At 66.6% G+C, this 18,071-nt stretch carries 18 protein-coding genes; 9 read left to right on the top strand and 9 right to left on the bottom strand.

Features of this window, described 5'->3' with window-relative positions; all coding sequences use genetic code 11:
- Position 1 precedes the first annotated feature (1 nt).
- Positions 2-1,321, top strand: a complete 1,320-nt coding sequence (locus ABTV68_RS17510; RefSeq protein WP_433674953.1) for a S8 family peptidase — start codon at positions 2-4, stop codon at positions 1,319-1,321.
- Between the two features lie 59 nt (positions 1,322-1,380).
- On the opposite strand, the gene ABTV68_RS17505 is transcribed toward ABTV68_RS17510, so the two are convergent.
- The 5 genes from ABTV68_RS17505 to ABTV68_RS17485 are packed head-to-tail and all read right to left on the bottom strand — an operon-like array spanning position 1,381 to position 4,468.
- Positions 1,381-1,674, bottom strand: coding sequence for a hypothetical protein (locus ABTV68_RS17505; protein WP_433674952.1), 294 nt, complete (start codon positions 1,672-1,674; stop codon positions 1,381-1,383).
- Positions 1,664-2,035 (bottom strand): YbaB/EbfC family nucleoid-associated protein, encoded by a 372-nt coding sequence (locus ABTV68_RS17500; RefSeq protein WP_433674951.1) that lies wholly within the window; start codon positions 2,033-2,035, stop codon positions 1,664-1,666. The genes ABTV68_RS17505 and ABTV68_RS17500 overlap by 11 nt, the downstream gene beginning before the upstream one ends.
- Positions 2,036-2,037: 2 nt before the next feature.
- Positions 2,038-2,517 (bottom strand): hypothetical protein, encoded by a 480-nt coding sequence (locus ABTV68_RS17495; RefSeq protein WP_433674950.1) that lies wholly within the window; start codon positions 2,515-2,517, stop codon positions 2,038-2,040.
- Positions 2,514-4,139, bottom strand: a complete 1,626-nt coding sequence (locus ABTV68_RS17490; protein WP_433674949.1) for a hypothetical protein — start codon at positions 4,137-4,139, stop codon at positions 2,514-2,516. Before ABTV68_RS17490 ends, ABTV68_RS17495 begins: the two co-directional genes overlap by 4 nt.
- Positions 4,136-4,468, bottom strand: a complete 333-nt coding sequence (locus ABTV68_RS17485; RefSeq protein ID WP_433674948.1) for a hypothetical protein — start codon at positions 4,466-4,468, stop codon at positions 4,136-4,138. Before ABTV68_RS17485 ends, ABTV68_RS17490 begins: the two co-directional genes overlap by 4 nt.
- A 379-nt stretch (positions 4,469-4,847) precedes the next feature.
- On the opposite strand from ABTV68_RS17485, the gene rpsL reads away from it, so the two are divergent.
- From rpsL to tuf, 4 genes are all read left to right on the top strand, one after another.
- Positions 4,848-5,216 carry a 30S ribosomal protein S12 gene (gene rpsL / locus ABTV68_RS17480; protein ID WP_433674947.1) on the top strand — a complete coding sequence of 123 codons (369 nt, stop codon included), beginning with the start codon at positions 4,848-4,850 and terminating at the stop codon, positions 5,214-5,216.
- A 5-nt stretch (positions 5,217-5,221) separates the two neighbouring features.
- Complete coding sequence (gene rpsG, locus ABTV68_RS17475; protein WP_231091546.1) at positions 5,222-5,692, top strand: 30S ribosomal protein S7; 471 nt, start codon at positions 5,222-5,224, stop codon at positions 5,690-5,692.
- Between the two features lie 78 nt (positions 5,693-5,770).
- Complete coding sequence (gene fusA, locus ABTV68_RS17470) at positions 5,771-7,885, top strand: elongation factor G (protein WP_433674946.1); 2,115 nt, start codon at positions 5,771-5,773, stop codon at positions 7,883-7,885.
- Positions 7,886-8,046: 161 nt separating this feature from the next.
- Entirely contained in the window at positions 8,047-9,240 is a 1,194-nt protein-coding gene (gene tuf, locus ABTV68_RS17465) for an elongation factor Tu (protein ID WP_433674945.1), read from the top strand.
- 96 nt (positions 9,241-9,336) lie between these two features.
- On the opposite strand, the gene ABTV68_RS17460 is transcribed toward tuf, so the two are convergent.
- Positions 9,337-10,398: a GNAT family N-acetyltransferase gene (locus tag ABTV68_RS17460; protein ID WP_433674944.1), complete on the bottom strand. Its 1,062-nt coding sequence runs from the start codon at positions 10,396-10,398 to the stop codon at positions 9,337-9,339.
- Between the two features lie 69 nt (positions 10,399-10,467).
- Here ABTV68_RS17460 and ABTV68_RS17455 point away from each other — a divergent pair, with 69 nt between their 5' ends.
- The gene (locus tag ABTV68_RS17455) at positions 10,468-10,950 is read left to right on the top strand and encodes a YqeB family protein (protein ID WP_433674943.1); all 483 of its coding nucleotides are present in this window, start codon (positions 10,468-10,470) and stop codon (positions 10,948-10,950) included.
- Complete coding sequence (locus ABTV68_RS17450; RefSeq protein ID WP_433674942.1) at positions 10,947-11,750, top strand: PaaX family transcriptional regulator; 804 nt, start codon at positions 10,947-10,949, stop codon at positions 11,748-11,750. Before ABTV68_RS17455 ends, ABTV68_RS17450 begins: the two co-directional genes overlap by 4 nt.
- On the opposite strand, the gene ABTV68_RS17445 is transcribed toward ABTV68_RS17450, so the two are convergent.
- The gene (locus tag ABTV68_RS17445) at positions 11,747-13,795 is read right to left on the bottom strand and encodes an acyltransferase family protein (protein WP_433674941.1); all 2,049 of its coding nucleotides are present in this window, start codon (positions 13,793-13,795) and stop codon (positions 11,747-11,749) included. The two genes, ABTV68_RS17450 and ABTV68_RS17445, sit on opposite strands and share 4 nt — an antisense overlap.
- 133 nt (positions 13,796-13,928) lie before the next feature.
- On the opposite strand from ABTV68_RS17445, the gene ABTV68_RS17440 reads away from it, so the two are divergent.
- Both ABTV68_RS17440 and ABTV68_RS17435 read left to right on the top strand, forming a co-directional pair.
- Entirely contained in the window at positions 13,929-14,468 is a 540-nt protein-coding gene (locus ABTV68_RS17440) for a VanZ family protein (RefSeq protein ID WP_433674940.1), read from the top strand.
- Positions 14,469-14,648: 180 nt separating this feature from the next.
- Positions 14,649-15,164: a VanZ family protein gene (locus ABTV68_RS17435; protein WP_433674939.1), complete on the top strand. Its 516-nt coding sequence runs from the start codon at positions 14,649-14,651 to the stop codon at positions 15,162-15,164.
- 9 nt (positions 15,165-15,173) lie between these two features.
- On the opposite strand, the gene ABTV68_RS17430 is transcribed toward ABTV68_RS17435, so the two are convergent.
- On the bottom strand, positions 15,174-16,682 hold the full coding sequence (locus ABTV68_RS17430; RefSeq protein WP_433674938.1) for a sugar transferase: 1,509 nt from the start codon (positions 16,680-16,682) through the stop codon (positions 15,174-15,176).
- A gap of 68 nt (positions 16,683-16,750) precedes the next feature.
- A complete protein-coding gene (locus ABTV68_RS17425; protein ID WP_433674937.1) occupies positions 16,751-17,917 on the bottom strand; it encodes a nucleotide sugar dehydrogenase in 1,167 nt (388 codons plus the stop codon).
- Between the last annotated feature and the right edge of the window lie 154 nt (positions 17,918-18,071).

Below are 18,071 nucleotides of genomic sequence, written 5' to 3'. Positions count from 1 at the left end.
AGTGACGCGGGTACAGGACCGGTGGGCTCTCATCGCTCGCCGCGTCGTGCCCGTTGTCGTCGTGCTCGGCCTCAGCCTCGGAGCCGCGGTTCCGGCGTCCGCAGCGACGGAGGACCCGAACTGGTGGTATTCCGGGATGCACGTCGACGATGCGCGCGCGGAGGGATTGACCGGTGCGGGGGTCAAGATCGGCGTCGTCGACATGAGGATCAACCCTGAGCTGGACATCTTCAGCGGCGCTTCGCTCACGGTGAGCCCAGGGAGCAGCTGTCTCAGCGGTGGAGAGCCCGTCAGCCAGACTCCGGATCACGGCACCACTCACGGCACATCGATGGCGGCGTTGCTGCTGGCACGTCCTGTCGGTGAGATTCCCATGCAGGGCATCGCGCCGGACGCAGATGTGACGTTCTACTCCGTGGGCCCCGGTGACGACGCCTGCCTCGACGCGCCCGAAGGGCGCAGCGGCGTCATGGACGCAGTGTTGCGCGCGATTCGCGACGGCAATCGCATCGTGTCGGTTTCGATGGGGCAGGAGTTCGCTCCGGAACCGGACACTGCCGTCGTCGCCGAAGCCCTCGCTCGCGGCGTGGTGATCGTGGCATCGACGCCGAACAACTCTACGCAGCAGACTTGGCTCTCACCCCAGGGCTACAACGGTGTCGTGTCGACGGCGGCTGTGGGGCGAGATGGTGAGCTGCAACGAGATGACGACGAGGTCACGCCGGTGATCGTGCCCGGAGTCACCGTCGTCGCCCCGGGTGTGAAGATTCTCCGACCGGCGGACAGCACGGGGTGGGAGGGCATGTCTCTGGGCTCCGGTTCGTCGTACGCGGCCCCGATCGTCGCCGGCTCGCTGGCGCTGCTGTTGCAGAAGCACCCGTCGGCGACGGGAAACCAGCTCATCCAGGCGCTGATCTCGTCGACCGCGAACGCCGTCGACGGCATACCGTTCGACGCGACCAATGGCTACGGCTATGGTGCCGTCTCGTTGCGGAACCTGCTCGCCACGGATCCGACCGCGCTGCCCGACGTGAATCCGTTGATGAACAAGTCGATGGGTGTGCCCACCGCGGAGCAGGTTGCGGCTGCCGGTGGCACTGCGGCACCGACGGAATCGGCACCTGCGACGTCGGCTCCATCGTCTCCCGCTGCGGTCGCAGAGCCCACCTCAGATGCGCCATCCACGGCGTCGGGCACTTCGCCCGCGACCGTTGTGCCGTGGCTCATCGGCGGCGGTGTCGGCGCGATGGTCATCGTCATCGTGGTGGTCATCGTCGTGGCGACACGGACACGCCCGCGCCCCACCGCTGACAACCGGTGACGCAACGATCGAGGGCGCCCGCTCCGGCGGGCGCCCTCGATGCTCAGCTGTCGAAAGGCTCAGTCTCCGAAAGAGCGTGCGCCCTCACGATCCGCAGCGTCGTACAGCGCCGCGAGCTCACGGATCACCTTCGCGTTGCGGGTGAGCTTGCCGGCACGGGCCTCGATCTTTCCGATCGTGTCCAGCGTCATCGTGGACGCCGCCTCGGACGCGCCACCCGCCGTGCTCTCCTGGAGTTCGCGGAGCTTCTCGAACAGTGTGGCGGACGCTTCCTGCAGCGACTCCGCGCTCTTCTCCATCGCGACCGCCTGGTCGATGATCGCGCCGACGTCCACCTTGATCTCATCGAACACGGTCGTCACCTCCGCGGGGAGCGCGCAGCTGAGCGACGATGGACGCGTCCTCACCCACTGCATCTGCGATTCGATCGGCCGCGGCGTCGCGAGCGGCCTGCTGGGCCTCGGCGATGGTGCGTGTGACGAGCGGCCCGAGCGTGCTCGCCGGCACGTTCGCCTCGGTGAGCACGACGGATCGAATGGTGCCGTCCGCCCCGGCGACGACCGTCACCTCTCCGCGGGGCGAGCGCGCCGTGCCCGTCGCGCCCTCGGCGCCGTCGATCGCGGAACGAAGGAGTGCGTGCCGCGTGCGGGCCTCGTCGAACTGCTGCTGAACCTTCGCTCGGGCCGCCTCGACCTCTGCTGCGTAATCCGTCATGCTCATCCCTCCGTTGCCTGTGCTTTTGCGTAGTTGATGACCTCATTGCGCGACAGCACCAGTGCAGCGCCATTGCGCTCCAGCTGATCCACCAGATCGAGGCCGCGCGCCGCCACATGGATGTTGTCGCCCAGCACTGTGCCGGGCGGGGTGTGCAGGAACGTCACAGATGAGATGTTCGTGCCCGATATGCGTTCACCGGCGGTGCGCAGCATGAGGTCCAGCTGGTCGCTGGTGAGCGGCTCATCCGTGGTGACCGCGACATCGAGGTCCCAGCCCACGGTGAGGTTGCCCTTCGAGACCTCGACCCCGTCGAATTCACCGGAGTCCTCCAGCGCCTGCTGAATATCCGCGACGATCTGATCACGAGAACTCGGCCCGGAGAGGGACCCGCCGTCGAATTCGGGTAGGCATGCGGTGAGCGAAACCGTGGCGGCGCCGGCGAGCATGATCGCGGTCAGGAAGCGAGCTGATCGTTTCATTCGTGGGTCTGCCCGACGTAGGTGTTCGTGATCTCGCCGTCCAGGAACGACCAGTCGTTCTGGAACTGGCCACCGCGGTTGATGTAGTCCTGCAGCGAGTCGCGATAGGTCCCGGCGTCGTGCGCCGGCATGCCGACGGGTTCTCCGGTTTCGGGATCCACCGCGTCGGTCGGCGTGGGCATGACGACCCAGTCGATGTTGTCTGGCTTCGTCAGGGGCGGGCCTACCGGGGGCAGCGGCCAGGGATTCGTGTACGGCCCGGTCGGATCACCGTCGAGCTTGGGAACGGGGTCCGTGGTGTGCTCCACCTGCAGCACCGGGATGTGGCTCGGAATGTCGTACTGATCGGTCGGCGAGCCGTTGGTGACGATGCCGATGGTGTTGAAGCCATTGGACGGGTCCGAGCCGAGGTTGCCGGCCATGATGCCGCCCTGGCTGAATCCGGACCAGACCACATCGGAGCCGGGCTTCACACCCGCGTCGTGCAGCGTGTTGAGGACCGCACGCTCGTACTGCGTCTTCAGCCCCGGGATCTTGTCCATCAGGACGAGCGCGATGTTCGAGTCGAGGTCGTTGACGGGGCCGTAGTCCTTCAGGACGTCGCTCCAGGCCGCGTCGCCCATCAGGCTCTTCAGCAGCCCCCAGTCGAGAGTCGAGGGGAGGTTCACGAGGGTGTACTCGGAACCGTCCGGCCGGCGCACCGTCTGGACGCTGATAGCGGTGCCGTCCCCGCCGCTGATCTTGTCGATCAGGCGGTTCTGCTCCAGCAGGTCGACGGGAGAGCTGACCTGGCCACGGTCCATCAGATCCTGGTAGTACCGCTGTCGCTGCGCGTCCAGATCCTCCGGATCGAGTTCCTCCGCATCAGGAGTGTCCTTGCCCAGGTCACCGAAGGCGCCTCCGAGCAGGTTCCCGAAGATCGCGCCGATGGGACCGCCGAGGAAGCCTCCGAGTGCGGTCGCCATCACGGGGACCATGCCGGCGAGGATGACGCGAAGCCGATCCAGCGCCTCCTGCAGCAGCGGGATCAGCGACACGATGAGCGAGACGAGCTGGCCGAGCGCGGTGATCAGTCGATCCACCAGGTTCTTGCCGGCTTCGACCAGCTCCCACACCGCCTCGGCGAACTTCCGCAGATCATCGAAGAAGTCCAGCGGATTGCCGTCGAACATCGCGTCCCACAGCTTTGCGGCTGCGGTCAGCATGCTGCAGATGAACTCGCGGGTCGCGGTCACGATGGTCGACGCGAGCCGCAGTGCGGCGGCGGTGGCCGACGACCATTCGCACGCATCTTGAATGACCGGGGCGAGATCGTCGTAGCGCTCGCGGAGCTTGCGGATCGATCTGCCGTCCAACTCCTCGAGGCGGCTGCGATCGCTGTCCAGCTGGTCTGCCACTGCCTGCGTGGATACGGCGATGCGGTCCCAGTCGTTGGCGAACGCGGTGACGGCGGCGGGATCTCCCAGCAGATCGTCGAACCAGTCCTGCAGCGGCTGGATGTACTTCAGCGCCCACCCCGTGAAACCGGGGATCGATGCGCATCCGTCGGTGGCGCTGCGGGGCATCCCGCCGCACCAGTCGTCGCTGCGCAGGCGCGCCGCGACCGCGGCGGTGCCGCTCACGGTTCCAGCTCCCCGATCTTCGCGGACGCCTCGGCTTCGATGGTGTCGAACGCGGTGAAGATCCCGTCGACCCCGTCCCGCATCCGATCGAACATCTGACCGACGACCGAGAGCAGCGCGTCCGCCTGTCCGGCGAGCTCGTTGATGGGTCCGGGCAGATAGCCGTTCATCGCGCCGAATGCCGTGCCGGGCATCGTGCTGCCCGCGTCACTCGCCGCACGTGTGATCATCGCGCCGTGCTCGGAGAGCGACGCTATCTGGGCACGAAGCACCTCGGCGTCGAGAATGATGGTTGTGCGGCCGGCAACGCCGCCACCTCCTGCTGTCATCGCGGAACCCCCTATGTCCGTGGTGTCTGGCGTCTGCGCGCGCCATGCCTCTCTACTTTCCCACGCGATCCGGATTTCGGGGAGGGGATGTGCGCGAACCCGGGCGCGTTGCCCGGTCCGTCCTGGAGCGCGTATAGTTGATTGGGTGTGCGTCCGCGCGCGCGTTCGAGTGTGCCTCGGCACGGGAGAGCGAGCATCGGCCCACGCTCTCGGGAACGACCGGCGATCCGGTCACCCCCACGGCATATCCACACCAGCAGGGCAGCCAGTCTGCCGCGCCCGTGGATGAACGTGAAGCCCCCTCGACACGGAGAGAAATCTCCTCACTGCGGGGGATGAGAACACGACGCTGTCACCGTGCAGCAAACAAGGAGAAGAAGTGCCAACTATTCAGCAGTTGGTTCGCAAGGGACGGACGCCGAAGGTCAGCAAGACCAAGGCTCCCGCCCTGAAGGCGAACCCGCAGCAGCGCGGCGTGTGCACCCGTGTGTACACCACCACCCCGAAGAAGCCGAACTCGGCGATGCGCAAGGTCGCTCGTGTGAAGCTCTCCAACGGGACCGAGGTCACCGCGTACATCCCCGGTGAGGGTCACAACCTCCAGGAGCACTCGATGGTGCTCGTTCGTGGTGGTCGTGTGAAGGACCTCCCCGGTGTCCGTTACAAGATCGTCCGTGGTGCACTCGACACCCAGGCCGTGAAGAACCGTAAGCAGGCTCGTTCCCGCTACGGCGCGAAGAAGGGCTGATACCAATGCCTCGTAAGGGTCCCGCCCCCAAGCGCCCGGTTGTCAACGACCCGGTTTACGGCGCACCGATCGTCACGTCGCTCGTGAACAAGATCCTCGTCGACGGCAAGAAGTCGCTCGCCGAGTCGATCGTCTACGGCGCCCTCGCGGGTGTCGAGGAGAAGAGCGGCCAGGACGCCGTCGCAACGCTCAAGAAGGCGCTCGACAACGTCCGTCCTACCCTCGAGGTCCGCAGCCGCCGTGTCGGTGGCTCGACCTACCAGGTTCCGGTCGAGGTCAAGCCTCACCGTGCCAACACGCTGGCGCTGCGCTGGCTCGTGTCGTACGCGAAGGGTCGTCGTGAGAAGACGATGACCGAGCGCCTGCGCAACGAGATCCTCGACGCCTCGAACGGCCTGGGTGCCGCGGTCAAGCGCCGCGAGGACACCCACAAGATGGCCGAGTCGAACCGCGCCTTCGCTCACTACCGCTGGTAATGAGCTCTTCCGCTCCGCTCGGGCACTGCGCCCGGGCGGAGCGGATCCTGATCGCACACTTCACGTAAGGAAGACCCCGTGGCACAAGAAGTGCTCACCGACCTCAAGAAGGTCCGCAACATCGGCATCATGGCCCACATCGATGCCGGCAAGACGACGACGACCGAGCGCATCCTGTTCTACACGGGCGTCAACCACAAGATCGGCGAGACCCACGACGGTGGCGCGACCACCGACTGGATGGAGCAGGAGCAGGAGCGTGGCATCACGATCACCTCCGCTGCTGTGACGTGCTTCTGGAACGGCACGCAGATCAACATCATCGACACCCCGGGTCACGTGGACTTCACGGTCGAGGTGGAGCGCTCGCTGCGCGTCCTCGACGGTGCCGTCGCCGTGTTCGACGGCAAGGAGGGCGTTGAGCCCCAGTCCGAGACCGTGTGGCGTCAGGCGGACAAGTACGACGTCCCCCGCATCTGCTTCGTCAACAAGATGGACAAGCTGGGTGCCGACTTCTACTTCACCGTCGACACGATCATCAACCGCCTGAAGGCCAAGCCGCTCGTGCTGCAGCTGCCGATCGGTTCCGAGAGCGACTTCGTCGGTGTCGTCGACCTGATCAACATGCGCGCACTGGTGTGGCCCGGCGACGCCAAGGGTGATGTCACCATGGGCGCCAAGTATGAGATCCAGGAGGTCCCCGCTGACCTCGTGGAGAAGGCCAACGAGTACCGCACCGTCATCCTCGAGACCGTTGCTGAGACCAGCGACGAGCTCATGGAGAAGTACTTCGGTGGCGAAGAGCTCACCGTCGAGGAGATCAAGGCCGGCATCCGCCAGCTGACGATCGCCGGCGAGCTGTACCCGGTCCTGTGTGGCTCCGCCTTCAAGAACCGTGGTGTGCAGCCGATGCTGGACGCCGTCGTCGACTTCCTCCCGTCCCCGCTGGACGTGCCCGCCGTTGAGGCGCACGACCCGAAGGACGAAGAGATCGTCATCGAGCGCAAGCCCTCGAAGGACGAGCCGTTCGCGGCCCTGGCCTTCAAGATCGCCGTGCACCCGTTCTTCGGTCGTCTCACCTACGTGCGCGTCTACTCGGGTCACCTCGACTCGGGTGCCCAGGTCATCAACTCGACCAAGGGCAAGAAGGAGCGCATCGGCAAGATCTTCCAGATGCACGCCAACAAGGAGATGCCGGTCGAGTCGATGACCGCCGGTCACATCTACGCCGTCATCGGCCTCAAGGACACCACCACCGGTGACACCCTGAGCGACCCGTCGGCGCAGGTCGTGCTCGAGTCGATGACCTTCCCGGAGCCGGTGATCGAGGTCGCCATCGAGCCCAAGACCAAGGCTGACCAGGAGAAGCTGGGTACCGCTATCCAGAAGCTCGCTGAAGAGGACCCGACGTTCCGCGTCGAGCAGATCCAGGAGACCGGCCAGACCCTCATCAAGGGAATGGGCGAGCTGCACCTGGACATCCTCGTGGACCGCATGAAGCGTGAGTTCAAGGTCGAGGCCAACGTCGGCAAGCCGCAGGTGGCGTACCGCGAGACGATCCGCAAGACCGTCGAGAAGCACGACTACACGCACAAGAAGCAGACCGGTGGTTCCGGTCAGTTCGCGAAGATCCAGTTCAACATCGAGCCGCTCGAGGTCGAGGGCGACAAGACGTACGAGTTCGTCAACGCCGTCACCGGTGGTCGTATCCCGCGCGAGTACATCGAGCCCACCAACCAGGGCTTCCAGGACGCGATGAACGTCGGTGTCCTCGCCGGTTACCCGATGGTGGGCGTCAAGGCCACCCTGGTCGATGGTGCATCGCACGACGTCGACTCCTCCGAGATGGCATTCAAGATCGCAGGATCGATGGGCTTCAAGGAGGCGGCTCGCCGCGCGAACCCGGTCATCCTCGAGCCGATCATGGCCGTCGAGGTCCGTACTCCGGAGGAGTACATGGGTGACGTCATCGGTGACCTGAACTCGCGTCGTGGCCAGATCCAGTCGATGGAGGACGCCCAGGGCGTCAAGGTCATCCGCGCTCAGGTTCCGCTGTCGGAGATGTTCGGCTACATCGGTGACCTGCGCTCGAAGACCTCGGGTCGCGCCGTCTACTCGATGGAGTTCAACTCCTACGCTGAGGTTCCGAAGAACGTCGCCGAGGAGATCGTTCAGAAGGCTAAGGGCGAGTAATCGCCTGATCGGGGGCGGCATCTGCCGTCCCCGGTGCCTGCGGGCTTATAACTTCACAGACTCGGAGACGCTGTCTCCACTACACTGAAATCAACCCCTGTATCGAGCCGGTCGCAATCCAGTGCCCGGAATCGCTACACGAATGTCCTGAGGAGGACCCAGTGGCTAAGGCCAAGTTCGAGCGGACCAAGCCGCACGTCAACATCGGTACGATCGGTCACGTCGACCACGGCAAGACCACGCTGTCTGCCGCGATCTCGAAGGTGCTCGCTGACAAGTACCCGTCGGACACGAACGTTCAGCGCGACTTCGCGTCGATCGACTCGGCTCCGGAGGAGCGTCAGCGCGGTATCACGATCAACATCTCGCACATCGAGTACGAGACGCCGAAGCGCCACTACGCGCACGTTGACGCCCCGGGTCACGCTGACTACGTCAAGAACATGATCACCGGTGCCGCTCAGATGGACGGCGCGATCCTCGTGGTCGCCGCCACCGACGGCCCGATGGCACAGACCCGTGAGCACGTTCTGCTCGCCAAGCAGGTCGGCGTTCCCTACCTGCTCGTCGCGCTGAACAAGTCTGACGCGGTTGACGACGAGGAGATCCTGGAGCTCGTCGAGCTCGAGGTTCGCGAGCTGCTCTCGTCGCAGGGCTTCGACGGCGACAACGCTCCGGTTGTTCGCGTCTCCGCTCTGAAGGCCCTTGAGGGTGACGAGAAGTGGACCGAGGCCATCCTCGAGCTCATGCAGGCCGTCGACGACTCTGTGCCGGACCCCGAGCGTGACCGTGACAAGCCGTTCCTCATGCCTGTTGAGGACGTCTTCACCATCACCGGTCGTGGAACGGTCGTCACGGGTCGCGCCGAGCGTGGCACCCTGAAGATCAACTCCGAGGTCGAGATCGTCGGCATCCGCCCGACGCAGAAGACCACGGTCACGGGTATCGAGATGTTCCACAAGCAGCTCGACGAGGCATGGGCCGGCGAGAACTGTGGTCTGCTCCTCCGTGGCACCAAGCGCGACGACGTCGAGCGTGGCCAGGTTGTCGTGGCGCCGGGTTCCGTTACCCCGCACACCGACTTCGAGGGCACCGCGTACATCCTGTCGAAGGACGAGGGTGGCCGCCACAACCCGTTCTTCACGAACTACCGCCCGCAGTTCTACTTCCGTACCACCGACGTCACCGGCGTCATCTCGCTGCCCGAGGGCACCGAGATGGTCATGCCCGGCGACACCACCGACATGACGGTCGCGCTGATCCAGCCGATCGCCATGGAGGAGGGCCTCGGCTTCGCCATCCGTGAGGGTGGTCGTACGGTCGGTGCCGGTACCGTCACCAAGATCATCAAGTAATTTCGATTACTGAGTTCTGACGAAACCCCCCTGGGAAACCAGGGGGGTTTCGTTTTTGCCCTGTGCCGCCTCAGCGCGCTGGATCTGTCCCGGCGGTCAGAACGTCCGCGCGTACGTGACCGCGCGGTCCGCTTCGCGAAACCCGAGGTGCGTGTAGATTCCGACCGCGCCACTGGGATTCTCCGCGTCCACATCGAGGACCACCCGTTCCAACCCCGCTCGCCGCATCGCTCGCAGCGTCTCGGTGAGGAGGGTGGTGGCCAGCCCGGTGCCCCGCCAGGTCGGAATCACGCCGACCGCGCCCAGGCGTCCGATTCGCGTTCCGTCCACGGTGGCACTCGTCTCCGTGAGGACGAACCCGACGACACGTCGCGGGTCGGAGCGTCGCCCGCTCCCCGCGACGGCCACACGGGACAGGCGAGGGGCGTTCTCGGGCAGACGTCCGGCTGCCCGCCATTCGCTCCGTTCCAGCGGAGCGAACCCCCAGTGAGTCTCGAACGCCGCGTTGAGGGCGACCCGCGTGGGTTCCGAGAGTCCGCGCTTCAGCCGCGTCACCCGCACGCGAGTCGGGGCGAGGCGGTGCGGTATCGGGACCTCCAGGCTGCGGTCGAGCTTCAACCATCGCCGCACGGGGCGGAACCCCTCCTGACGGTACAGGGCGAGATCTCCGACGTTGGTGGCGCGCGTGCTGGTGGTCAGCATCGCCGAGAGCGGGAGCGGTGAGCCGGCGAGGATCTGAAGGCCACGAGCCTGTTGCCAGCGCAGCAGTCGCGTGCCGATCCCTCTCCGCCTCAGGCGGGGGTGCACGACTCCGTCGAGTGCGACCTCGACGGCACGGCCGTCCGTCACGGGCACGGGGGCGGATGACAGACGCGCGGTGCCATAGGCGATGGGGGTGCCGCCGGCGTCCAGCCCGACAACCGCGTCTCGTACGAGGTCAAGGTTCTCGGCGGTGAGCGCCAGGCTCACCGCCTCGGCGCCGGTGTGCTCGTCCGGGCTGTCCCAGCGTTCCGCGGCACTGATCAGGCGGTGGAGGCCGGTGGCATCATCACGTCGCGCTGCGCGCCAGGTGAGCGGCACACCCGCAGCTGCGTCCGGCAATGCTGGAACAACGGCGGGAGCGGGAACGCGCTTGTTGAGCGGTTCTCGTGTGGTCATGATCACTCCTAACTATCGAACCTGCTACGCTCGTAGCTCAAACGATAGATAGGGGAAGCTGAGAACCGCATGAACAAGCAAGAGTCGGTGCTCGAGATGACGCTCGGCACGAAGGTGGTGATCTGGGTCGTCTGTGGCGCGGCCGGGGTGGGGCTCGGCTGGGTGCTCCCTGGCCTGCTGCAGGTCGCCTCGTCGTGGCCCATTCCGTTCATCGAGTATCTGAAGTTCCTCGGCTCGTTCGATGCGCCCCTCATAGTCGTGGGCCGGCCCGTCGTGCTCGGAATCGTCGGATTGGTGGTGGCCTTCATCCTCACGTACCACAGCGCCCGGCTGACGATCAGTGATGAGCAGATCGTCATTCGCGAGGGCGATGACGCCCGCGTGGTGGGACGAGCGCAAGTCGGCGGGGTGTATCGACACGGCGGCAAGGTCCGCATCGAATCGCCAGAAGGCCGCGTGCTGTTCGATGATGATGTGGAGGGTGGACGGCGTGCCATCGCCGCAGCCTTCACCCGTCACGGCTACCCCTGGGAAGGCATCGCACAGTCATGAGCATCGCGGTTGCGCCACGCACGCTGGTCGAGGGGTGCTTGGACGTCGACGGTACGGCTCCGCTGGATCTGGTGTACGACGTGGGGCTCGCTCTGGGGCTCGCGGAGCAGACCGTCCGACTTGCGATCCGCCGGATGCAAGCTGCCGGTGAGGTGGAGCAGATCGGTCGCGGCCGGCGGGGGCGAGTGGAACGGACGGCTGCTGCGGCCGCGAGCGCTCGCTTCGATGACGCTCTGCTGGGATTCGCCTTCGCACAGGACAGTGGGGATGCGCCGTGGGACGGACGGTGGCGGCTGTACGGGTTCTCCGTTCCGGAGTCCGCGCGTTCCGAGCGCGACAGCCTCCGTGCTGCTCTGCTGCGCCTCGGCGCTGCGATCCTGATTCCGGGCCTATACGTCTCGCCTCATGACCTGGGGGAGGAGTTGTCGACGATCGTTCCCGGCGAGGACGCGGCGGGCCGCATGATCGTTGCGAGTGCCGACCGCATCAGTGTCGGTGGCGTCGATGAGCCACAGCGGGTCGCAGAGAGCCTCTGGCCGGCGGCCACGACCCTCGATGCCTATCGACCCCTGGAGCGCGAGCTCTCGGAGCTCGTCGTCCCGCCACCGAGCGACCGGGTCGCCGTTCTGGCTGCGGCCATTCGTCTTCGTGAGGCGTTCGGTCAGGCGCTCGCTGCGGATCCGCTTCTGCCGGCCGACCTGCGGGCCTCGCCGTGGCCGCCCATCGAGCTTCGTCGTCGCTTCCTCTCCGCATGGTCCGCGCTGCAACAGGACACGGAGGAGCTTCACGCCCTGAACTAATGCCGCGCCAGGGCGGCGGAGATCTGATCGCCGAACCAGCCGGTGAGAGTCCGGGCGAAGGCGCGGGAGATGTGGTGCGCGTCGGAGAACACGATCGTCCCGCCCACGAGGATGTGACAGCGACCCTCCTGACACAACAGCGTCGACGGATCGATGATGGTGGCACCGGCCTCGTACGCCGCTGTCTGCGCCCAGTCGAGGTGAGGGACGGGTGCCCAGGCGCAGGCGTCGTCCCGCCACTCGCGCTCCACGCAGCTCGGGGCGCTCTCCATCGTGTCGCGAGCGCCCCACTCGTGTTCCGTGCCGGGGAGATCGGCGATGAATATCACCGACTTCCCGGCATCCTGCAGCCGCTTCATCACCTCGTGGGCGTTCTCGGTGCTGTCCGGCTGGAGCTCGTACCGCCCGGCGACGATGACGGTGTCGATGCTGGTATCCGAGATCACCTGGTCGAGCACGTCCACGGTCCATCGATCGCACGCCTCGGCCTGAGACGCGGTGGCGTCCTCGGCTGCGACCCCGACAGGTGCGAGCGGGGTGCACGATCCGCGAGTGCGTACCAGCACGCTCCAGTCGTGTGCGCGAGCGGCGAGCGCCAGGGGAAGGGCGTACTGGTCGGCGTGGGAATCGCCGATGAACGCCAGACGTGCCGCTGCCTTCTCGGCGGGCAGGCCGAGCTCGCAGCTCATCTCGGAGCGGTCGGCGATGGTGGCCCAGTCGCAGTCCTCGCCGTCGCCGGCGCGCAGCCCGAATCCGCCTGCCTGCGTGAGCGTGGGGTTCACCGTGTCGGTCAGTGCGTACGGGTCGTCACATTCGTTCAGCAGCGCATAGGCGCCGAAGCACCCGCCGGGATCCCGCTCGAGCTCGGCGATGGTGGCGGCAGCGGCCTCGTCCTCGGCGCGCAGCACGCCCAGCGGCGTCAGCGCCAGTGTGATCACCGCAGCCATCGCGACAGCAGCGCCGGCATAGGTCGGGAGCCGGCGTGCCAGGAGACCCGGTGCGCGACGCACGGGTTGCTCGATCCATCGCATCGTCGCCCACGCCAGCACCACCGTGAGGGCGCCGGCGGCAAGGGCGAGGAGAGGATCCAGCGGCCCGCCGATCGCCGCGCCCGCCAGCACGATGATCGGCCAGTGCCAGAGGTATATCGAATAGCTCGCATCCCCGACGAACTGGACGGCCACCGGGTGGGACAGGCGCTGCGGGGCGAGGGTGTGATCATCGTCGCCCAGCCACAGCAGCAGGGCGGTGGCCGCCACCGGGATGAGCGCGATGCCTCCCGGAAACGGCGTCTCCTCCGTGAACAACACCCCGCAGGCGAGGACGGCGCCCAGGGACACCCACGATGCGGTGAGTCGAACGCGGGTGCGGAGTCGCTCGCCACCGGCGGGCAGGAGCGCCACCAGGGCACCGGCGGCGAACTCCCACGCGCGCGTGGTGGTGACGAAATAGGCCGGAGCGGGGGAGAGGGCCGTCTGGATGACGGACGTTGCCAGGGACGCGACGAAGACCACCCCGATGGCCGCGATGAGCGCGGTTCGGCGGTCTCGCCCGAGGAAGCGGACTCCGATCACGACCGCCGCCGTCAGCAGCAGCGGCCACACGATGTAGAACTGCTCCTCCACGGACAGCGACCAGTAGTGCTGGGCGACCGATGCGGGTGCGTCACTGGCGAGATAGTCGACGGAGGAGGCCGCCAGCACCCAGTTGAGCACGTAGCCCGCCGCCGCGGCGATCTCCGTGAGGTTCTGGGGCAGGAGGGTTCGGGGGACAAGCAGCAGCGCGCCGATCGTCGAGACCACCATCACGACGAGGGCGGCCGGAAGCAGCCGCCGAATCCGCCGGGCCCAGAACTCTCCGAAACGGATGCGTCCGTGTCGCTCGAGCTCCCGGTCGAGGTGTCCCGTGATGAGGTAGCCCGAGATGACGAAGAAGACATCGACGCCGATGTAACCTCCGGTCAGCGCGCTGGGGAAGAGGTGGAAGATGACCACCAGTCCCACGGCGAGCGCCCGGAGACCCTGAATGTCTCGACGTTGCCGCATCCGTTTCACGATAGCCCGGCACGCTCCGCTTCGGCAGGGGGTTGCATCTGGACTCAGGATGGTCCATGGGCTTGCTCGGGCGGTGTGGAGGTGGCGCACGTAGCATGGTCATCCCGACCCCCCAGGAGGCTCCGTGTCCGATGCAGTGACCGAGTTGCTCGATCGCGGAACCGTGCGCGAGGTCGTGCAGCGTCCCCCGCGCAGCCATCTGCGTGCCGGGATCGCGATCGTGCTGCTTCTGGCATGCCTCGGCGTGGTGCTGGCCGCCACGATGTCTCCGACTCCGCTGGATCAGGGCTACGAGAGCTCGATCGACAAGTTCCTCGCCGTGCTGCACCGCAACGGTGTGCCGGACTGGTTCGACTATCGCGAGCTGGAGTTCACCGCCAACGTGGCGATGTTCGTGCCCCTGGGCCTGCTGCTGGGCCTCGCCCTCGGTCGGGTGATGTGGCTCGGCATCCTGCTGCTGCCGGCGCTCTCGGCGGGGCTCGAGTGGTTTCAGGCGACCTTCCTGTCCGCCCGGTTCGCCACACTGCAGGATGTGGTGGCGAACTCCATCGGCGGTTGGATCGGTCTGCTGTGTGCGGCGATCATCGTGGGGATGGTGCACTCGCGGGATCGGAAGGTGATCGCCCGCGCGCTGTGGGATGCGCGCTACGGTACGCGGCGCTGAGCGTCTCGTGTCGAAGCCCGCACTGCCGCGCGCTGTGGGATGCGCGCTACGGTACGCAGCGCTGAGCGTCTCGCCGCGGTGGACCGGTGCGAGCGGCGCCGGTAGCCTACATATGCTGCCGTTTCGGGCCGGTACACGCTGAGAAGCGCTCGGGCGGCGCGGAAGCAGGGGGAGCCATACGTGTCCGATCACGTCCGAGCGACGGCCGACGTCGCGAGCGCGCCTCCGGTGAGCCGGCTCCGCGTCATCATCGCTGCGGTGCTGTTGGCGGCGTGTGCCTGCGTGATCCTCATCCTCACGCTGCGCCCGACCCCGGTGACGGAGGGCAACATGGGCGGGATCGACCGTGTGCTCTCGGTGGCGCACGACGCGGGAGTACCCGACACGTTCAACTACCACGCGCTCGAGTTCACCGCGAACATCGTGATGTTCGTGCCCTTCGGCTTCCTCCTCGCCCTCGTGCTGCCCGCCCGCTTGCGCTGGCTCGTCGTGCTGGCCGTGCCCGCGTTCTCCGGCGCCCTGGAGCTGTCCCAGAGTCTGTTTCTGGAGAAGCGCTCCGGCAACCTCGGCGATGTGCTCTCGAACACCCTCGGCGGCTGGCTGGGGCTTGCGCTCGCCGTCGTGCTCGTCGCGCTGATCCACGCCCGTGACAGGCGTGTCGTCTCGCGGGCGTTCTTCTTCGCCGACCGCGGCTGAGAATCAGCGTCAGTGCGCGGTCTTGCCGGGCGCGACGACCGCCTTGAACGTGCGGAACAGGATCTGCAGGTCCTGGGCGAAGGACCAGTTCTCGACGTAGTAGAGGTCGAAGCGGATGGAGTCCTCGGCGGACAGCTTCGAGCGGCCGCTCACCTGCCAGAGGCCGCTCATGCCGGGCTTGACCAGGAGGCGCCGCTCCACGCCGTCCTCGTAGAGGGCCACTTCAGAAGCGACCTGCGGACGCGGGCCGACCAGGCTCATGTTGCCGCGGAGGACGTTGAACAGCTGCGGGAGCTCGTCGATGGAGTGACGACGGATGAACTTGCCGACCTTGGTGATGCGGGGGTCGTCAGCCACCTTGAAGAAGGGCTTGCCGGCAGTTCCCTGCTGGTCCAGGAGCCCAGCAAGCTGCTCATCGGCACCCGGGACCATGGAGCGGAATTTGAGCACGCGAAAGATCTTGCCGTGGCGTCCGACCCGCTCCTGCGCGAAGATGACGGGTCCGGGGCCCTCCATGCGGATGACGGCCGCGGTGACGAGCATCGGCACGATCGCGAAGACGAGCATGATGCTGCCGGCGACGATGTCGAAGGCCCGCTTCACAACGCGGCGGTAACCCTCCAGGCGCGGGAAGTCGACGTGCACCAGCGGGAGCCCGGCAACGGGGCGCGCGTGGATGCGGGGACCGGCCACATCGGTGAGTGCGGGTGCCACGACCCAGTTCACGTCGCGGTCGGCCATCGCCCACCCGAGGCGGCGCATTGCTCCCGGGTCGAGCTCGTCGCTTCCACCGACGATCAGCGTGTCCGCTCCTGTGGCGTCGATGGCGTTGACCGTGTCCTTGAGCGCACCGAGCACGGGCACATCACCGATCTTCGACGGTGTTCCGTCCGGGGTGATCGCGCCGACGATCACGTACCCGCTGATCTTGGCGCGGTGGATCTGGCGGGCGATGTGCTGGATTTTCGCCTTCTCGCCGAGCAGCACGGCGCGGAAGACGAACGTGCCCTTCCACTGGCGCTTGCGCAGCCACTGACGCCACAGCCAGCGGCTGAGCAGGAGGCCGAGGAGGCCGGCGGGGAGCACGACTACGAACAGCGCGCGCGTCACGTCGATACGGAGGAAGAACGCCAGGGAGATCACCACGGCGAATACGAAGACCGTGGCGCTGATGATGCGTCGGTATTCGACGACGCCGTCGCCGATGATGTGCCGGTCGCGCGTTTCGAACGCTTCGAGGCACACCACCCACAGCACACCGACGATGAGGAGGGGGACCGCATAGGACACCTGCGGTCCGCCCGGCCAGGCGAGCGTGCTGTTGCGGAGCCAGAAGAGTCCGAACCCTGCGAGCAGGAGGGTGATGACGAGCACGTCGGTGGCGAGAAGGCGCCGGGCGTAGCGCATCGCCCATTTCGTGGCGCGTCGCTGCGTCAGCGGCCGCGCGGCTGTCGCGGCGACCGCGTTCGCGTCTTCGGGGCCCTTGGTCACGAGCGCCCCCGGCGGCACGGACAGCACCGCTGCAGCAACGGCGTGCGCTGCCGGCTGCCAGGGAGATGCGGGGCGGTCGTCATCGGGCTCTGTCGTCAGTCGCGACCGTAGATGTCGCGGGTGTAGACCTTCTCTGCGACGTCGTCGAGCACGTCGCTGGAGCGGTTGGCGACGATCACGTCGGCGCGCTTCTTGAACTCCTCCAGGTCGGCGACCACCTCGGAGTGGAAGAACTCGGAGTCCTCGAGCGTGGGCTCGTAGACGATGACTTCCACACCCTTCGCCTTGATCCGCTTCATGATGCCCTGGATCGACGAGGTCCGGAAGTTGTCGGACCCGGCCTTCATCACGAGCCGGTACACACCCACGGTACGAGGTCCGCGGGACAGGATGTCCTCGGCCACGAAGTCCTTGCGGGTGCGGTTGGCGTCGACGATGGCCGTGATGAGGTTCTGCGGCACCTCGGAGTAGTTCGCTAGCAGCTGCTTGGTGTCCTTGGGGAGGCAGTAGCCGCCGTAGCCGAAGGACGGGTTGTTGTAATGCGATCCGATGCGGGGATCGAGTCCCACACCCTCGATGATCTCCGGGCTGGACAGGCCGTGCACGGCGGCGTAGGTGTCTAGCTCGTTGAAGTACGCCACGCGCAGAGCCAGGTAGGTGTTGGCGAAGAGCTTGATGGCCTCCGCCTCGGTGGCACCGGTGAGGAGCACGGGCACGTTCTCGTCGATCGCTCCCTCGACCAGCAGGTCCGCGAAGCGGCGGCCGACGGGTCCGCGGTCGCCCACCACGATGCGCGACGGGTGCAGGTTGTCGTAGAGGGCGCGGCCCTCCCGCAGGAACTCGGGGGAGAAGATGATCGTGGCGCCGGGGTGCTCCGTCGTCATGCGCTCGGTGAAGCCGACGGGAATGGTCGACTTGATGATGATCGCAGCGTCAGGGTTGATGGCGAGCACCTGGTCGATGACGGACTCGACGGACGACGTGTCGAAGAACTTGGTCACCTCGTCGTAGTTGGTCGGCGTCGCGACGATGACGAACTCGGCATCGTGATAGGCGGCGGTCGCGTCCAATGTCGCCGTGAGGTTGAGTTCGCGGGTGGCGAGGTACTCGGTCAGCTCCGCGTCCACGATGGGGGAGATCCGCTTGTTCAGCAGGTCCACCTTGTGCTCGTTGACATCGACCGCGATGACCTCGTGGTGCTGTGCGAGGACGACGGCATTCGAGAGTCCGACGTAACCCGTGCCGGCGATCGCAATCTTCATAACTTCCAGGATAGACGCGCCCGGGGCAGTTCCCACTTTTGGGCAAGCGATATCCGTCGAGCGCTGGCCCGAAGGTATTGGGTGGTGTGATGGCGCTGGGATGTGTCGAGTGCTGTGTGCCCGGGTGGGCGAGGCGCGGAGTGCAGCACCCTGG

This window comes from Microbacterium gorillae, from assembly GCF_050990725.1.
Classification (GTDB): domain Bacteria; phylum Actinomycetota; class Actinomycetes; order Actinomycetales; family Microbacteriaceae; genus Microbacterium; species Microbacterium gorillae_A.
The sequence above is the reverse complement of the archived record's forward strand: the minus strand, read 5'-3'. Positions and strand labels throughout refer to the sequence as shown.

Coding starts and splice junctions, on each gene's coding strand:
- ABTV68_RS17500 (WP_433674951.1), bottom strand. CDS start 2,035: ATGACGGATTACGCAGCAGAGGTCGAGGCGGCCCGAGCGAAGGTTCAG.
- ABTV68_RS17495 (WP_433674950.1), bottom strand. CDS start 2,517: ATGAAACGATCAGCTCGCTTCCTGACCGCGATCATGCTCGCCGGCGCC.
- ABTV68_RS17485 (WP_433674948.1), bottom strand. CDS start 4,468: ATGACAGCAGGAGGTGGCGGCGTTGCCGGCCGCACAACCATCATTCTC.
- rpsG (WP_231091546.1), top strand. CDS start 5,222: ATGCCTCGTAAGGGTCCCGCCCCCAAGCGCCCGGTTGTCAACGACCCG.
- ABTV68_RS17460 (WP_433674944.1), bottom strand. CDS start 10,398: ATGACCACACGAGAACCGCTCAACAAGCGCGTTCCCGCTCCCGCCGTT.
- ABTV68_RS17455 (WP_433674943.1), top strand. CDS start 10,468: ATGAACAAGCAAGAGTCGGTGCTCGAGATGACGCTCGGCACGAAGGTG.
- ABTV68_RS17450 (WP_433674942.1), top strand. CDS start 10,947: ATGAGCATCGCGGTTGCGCCACGCACGCTGGTCGAGGGGTGCTTGGAC.
- ABTV68_RS17445 (WP_433674941.1), bottom strand. CDS start 13,795: ATGCGGCAACGTCGAGACATTCAGGGTCTCCGGGCGCTCGCCGTGGGA.
- ABTV68_RS17425 (WP_433674937.1), bottom strand. CDS start 17,917: ATGAAGATTGCGATCGCCGGCACGGGTTACGTCGGACTCTCGAATGCC.